Origin of the sequence: Saccharomonospora saliphila YIM 90502, assembly GCF_000383795.1 — a bacterium.
Classification (GTDB): domain Bacteria; phylum Actinomycetota; class Actinomycetes; order Mycobacteriales; family Pseudonocardiaceae; genus Saccharomonospora; species Saccharomonospora saliphila.
This window is the reverse complement of the sequence record NZ_KB912729.1, coordinates 5,230-9,466: the sequence shown is the minus strand read 5'-3', so window position 1 is coordinate 9,466 and position 4,237 is coordinate 5,230. Positions and strand designations below refer to the sequence as shown.

4 protein-coding genes are annotated in these 4,237 nt (G+C 71.8%); all 4 read left to right on the top strand.

All coding sequences use genetic code 11. The features are described from left to right. Positions 1–323: 323 nt before the first annotated feature. A complete protein-coding gene (gene sucC / locus SACSA_RS0120595; protein ID WP_019819747.1) occupies positions 324–1,493 on the top strand; it encodes an ADP-forming succinate--CoA ligase subunit beta in 1,170 nt (389 codons plus the stop codon). Positions 1,494–1,498: 5 nt separating this feature from the next. Continuing rightward, the gene (sucD, locus tag SACSA_RS0120590; RefSeq protein WP_019819745.1) at positions 1,499–2,386 is read left to right on the top strand and encodes a succinate--CoA ligase subunit alpha; all 888 of its coding nucleotides are present in this window, start codon (positions 1,499–1,501) and stop codon (positions 2,384–2,386) included. A 217-nt stretch (positions 2,387–2,603) separates the two neighbouring features. After that, positions 2,604–3,479 (top strand): DUF5336 domain-containing protein, encoded by an 876-nt coding sequence (locus SACSA_RS0120585; protein WP_019819743.1) that lies wholly within the window; start codon positions 2,604–2,606, stop codon positions 3,477–3,479. A 238-nt stretch (positions 3,480–3,717) separates the two neighbouring features. Next, positions 3,718–4,237, top strand: a 520-nt coding sequence (locus SACSA_RS26485) for a cell division protein PerM (RefSeq protein ID WP_232213033.1), incomplete at its 3' end; no start/stop codon positions are given.

Sequence of the window (4,237 nt, the reverse complement as noted above, 5' to 3'; positions counted from 1 at the left end):
CTGGCCGGGGTCGCGACCTGCCTGTGGGCCGCCGGGCTCGCCGCGCGTGGTGCGTCCGGACGCGCGCGGCGTCCGGACGTCGCCGTACCCGTCCGGACCGGGGGCTGAGCCCGATCCGGGCCTCGCCGCGTCACTCGATCAGGGTCCTATGCGGTCGCCCCCGGACGCGATCTGCGCCACAGTTCCCAGCTCAGCGCGGGTGTCGTGACCGAGTTCACCGGATGCGGCCGACGCCGTCACCGGGCCGCTCGATAGGGTCGGCACCGTCCGGCAGCACGGTTTTTCGTAACCAGTGTGGCGTGTGTCGTCAGGAGACTGAAGTAGTGGACCTCTACGAGTATCAGGCGAAGGAACTCTTCGCCGCCCACGGCGTGCCGGTACTGCCCGGTGCCGTGGTCGGTGAGGCGGAGCAGGCCCGCCAGGCGGCCGAGGAGATCGGCGGCCAGGTCGTGGTGAAGGCTCAGGTGAAGACAGGCGGCCGAGGCAAGGCGGGCGGGGTCAAACTCGCCGGCGACCCGGCCGAGGCGGTGGAGAAGGCACGGGCGATCCTCGGCCTCGACATCAAGGGGCACGTGACGCGCCGGGTCCTGGTGACCGAGGCGTCGGAGATCTCCGAGGAGTACTACTTCTCGTTCCTGCTGGACCGCGCCAACCGCACCTTCCTGGCCATGGCCTCCGCCGAGGGCGGGGTCGAGATCGAGCAGCTCGCCGTCGAGCGGCCCGAGGCGCTGGCGATGGTCCCGGTGAGCCCCCTGACCGGGGTGGACCTGGACACCGCCCGGGACATCGTCGCCAAGGCCAACTTCCCCGAGGCCGTGCGCGAGCGCGCCGCCGAGGTCGTGGTGAAGCTGTGGGACACCTTCGTCGCCGAGGACGCGACGCTGGTCGAGGTCAACCCGCTGGTGCGCGACCCGCAGGACGCGGTGATCGCCCTCGACGGCAAGGTGACCATCGACGACAACGCGGCGTTCCGCCAGCCCGCGCACGCCGACCTGGTCGACGAGCAGGCCGAGGACCCGCTTGAGGCGAAGGCGAAGGCCAAGGACCTCAACTACGTGAAGCTGGACGGGCAGGTCGGCATCATCGGCAACGGTGCCGGGCTGGTCATGTCCACGCTCGACGTGGTGGCCTACGCGGGTGAGCGGCACGGCGGCGTGCGCCCCGCGAACTTCCTCGACATCGGGGGCGGTGCCTCGGCCGAGGTGATGGCCGCCGGGCTGGACGTCATCCTCGGTGACCCGGACGTGAACAGCGTGTTCGTCAACGTCTTCGGCGGGATCACCGCCTGCGACGCGGTGGCCAACGGCATCGTCGAGGCGCTGAAGATCCTCGGTGACGAGGCGAGCAAACCGCTCGTCGTGCGGCTCGACGGCAACAACGTCGAAGAGGGCCGCCGTATCCTCGCCGAGGCGGGGCATCCGCTGGTGACACTGGTGGACACGATGGACAGCGCGGCCGACAAAGCCGCCGAGTTGGCCGCGGCAGGTGCGTGAGAGACATGTCGATTTTTCTGAACAGCGAGTCCAAGGTCGTCGTCCAGGGCCTCACCGGCTCGGAGGGCACCAAGCACGCCACCAAGATGCTCGCGGCCGGGACGAACATCGTCGGCGGGGTCAACGCCCGCAAGGCCGGGCAGACCGTCACCATCGGCGGTCAGGACCTGACCGTCTTCGGCAGTGTCTCGGAGGCGATGGCCGAGACGGGCGCGGATGTCAGTGTCATCTTCGTGCCGCCGAAGTTCGCCAAGGACGCCGTGATCGAGGCCGTCGACGCGGGAATCGGCCTCGCCGTGGTGATCACCGAGGGCATTCCGGTGCACGACTCGGCCGCGTTCTGGGCGCACGCGTGCGCCAAGGGCAACAAGACGCGGATCATCGGCCCGAACTGCCCCGGCATCATCTCGCCCGAGCAGTCGAACGCGGGGATCATCCCGGCGGACATCACCGGCCGCGGCAAGATCGGCCTCGTGTCGAAGTCCGGCACGCTGACCTACCAGATGATGTACGAGCTGCGCGACATCGGCTTCTCCACCGCCATCGGCATCGGCGGTGACCCGATCATCGGCACCACGCACATCGACGCGCTCGAGGCGTTCCAGGCCGACCCCGAGACCGAGGTCATCGTGATGATCGGCGAGATCGGCGGGGACGCCGAGGAGCGGGCCGCCGAGTACGTCAAGGCCAACGTCACCAAGCCCGTGGTCGGCTACGTCGCGGGCTTCACCGCCCCCGAGGGCAAGACGATGGGCCACGCGGGTGCGATCGTGTCCGGTTCGGCCGGGACGGCACAGGCGAAGAAGGAGGCCCTCGAGGCCGCCGGTGTCAAGGTCGGCAAGACGCCCACCGAGACCGCCGAGCTCGCGCGGGAGCTGTACAAGGCGCGCTGACCGTGACGACACGCCGCGCCGTGGGTGGCGCGGGACGAGCGTGAGCAGGGGCCGGGTGCCGTGGGGCGCCCGGCCCCTGTCTTGTAGAAAGTGTTCGGATCACGAAACCCGGTGCCGTGCCCGCGCGTCCCAGAGGCGGACGCGCGTGCAGGTCGGCGCGGGTTTCGGCGCGACCGAGCGCGGTGTTCGACCACGACCCGCAGACAGGAGAACACGGATGACCTTCCCGAGCGGCGGCGGACCGGGTGGCTACCCGGGCCAGGGCCCGCAGCAGCCGCACCAGCCCCAGCAGCCGCACCCGGCGCAGCCGCCGCACCAGGCGCAGCAGCCGCACCAGGCGTACCCGGGACCCGGGCCGTCCCCGGGCGGTGGCCCGAAACTGTCCCTGCCGCAGATCCTGCTGCTGGCCACGGCGGGGCTCGGCGTGCTCAACCTCTTCCTCGGGTTCGCGCCGATGGCGAGCACGGGCGGCAGCAGCGTGAGCTTCTACGAGGGGGGCGCAGGCTGGGTACTCGGGCTGTTGCTGGTCTCCGGCATCGCGGCCGGTGTCTCGCTGTTGCCGGGTGAGGCCAAGCCGGGCGCGTGGCCCGCCGTTTTCGCGCTCGGCGGTGTGCTGCCGTACCTGTTCACGGTGTTCCAGGCCAGCGCCGACATGGGTGCCGGGGCGATTCTGGTGCTGATCTTCGGTTTGCTTCAGGCGGGAGCGGCCGTGGCGGCGTACTTGTTCGAGGCGGGCATCGTGTCCGCGCCGTCGCCTCGACCCGCGCCGTACGGCCAGCCGGGTGTGTACGGACAGGCTGGGGGCTTCGGGCAGCAAGGTGGTTTCGGTCATCCGGGACAGCCCGGTCACCCGGGCCAGCCGGGTCAGCCGGGTCAGCAGCCGGACCAGTCCGGCGGCATCCCGCAGCCGACGGCGTTCGCGCAGCCAGTGCAGCAGCCGCAGCAGCCGCAGCAGGGCGGGTCGCCGTCCACGCAACAGCCGACCACCTACGCCGCACAGCAGGGTCAGTTCTTCGGGCAGCAGTCCCCCGAGACCGGTCAGCAGAACCCGGGCGGCCAGCAGAACAACCCGGGCGGTCAGGCGGGCGGCTGAGCCGGAGTCGCGCCGTGCCGGGTCGTGCGCGCCCCGGTCGTGTGGTGCGGGGCCTCCCGCGGCTGGTCGTGCGGTGCCGGGTGTGGCCTGCCCCGGCCGGGTAAGCCAAGCCCCGGCGGGATGGCCATGTCTCGGCCAGGTGAGCCAGGGCCCGGCAGGGTGAGCCATGTCGCAGCGCCGGGACCGGCGGCGGCGTGGCGCACCGCGTTCGGGTGGTTCCGGTGCGATGGTGCCCGCCATGAACCGGCTCGTCGCGCGCACACCCGGTCACGAGGGTGAGGGTGAGGGCGTGTCGAGGGCGGATCGGGCGCGGGTGCTGCTCGGCGTCGCGGTGGGTCCCGTGGTGTGCGGCTATGCCGTCGTGGTGACGGTGCTGACCGTGGTCATCGCGGTGGCACCGCGCGCGGAGTTCACCGTGTGGGGCGTGCTCGCCGCCTCGGGACCCGCGTGGCTGGCCGCGTACCAGGTGCCGCTGGAGTTGTCCGGCGGCACGCTGGGCGTGCTGCCCTTGTTGCCCACGGCCGGTGCGGGAGTGCTCGTGGCACGCGCGGCCTCCGCTGCCGCGCGCAAGGTGGGGGATCTGCGCCCGTCGACGACGGTGCCCGTGGTCGTGGCCGTCGGGGGCACTCACGCGCTGGTGGCCAGCGTCGTGGTGGTGCTGTCGGCCGACACGGCGGTCGCCGCGCGTCTTCCCCAGGGCGTGCTGACGCCCGCACTGCTGTCCGGCCTCTTCGCCCTGGTCGGGGCCGGGCACGCCC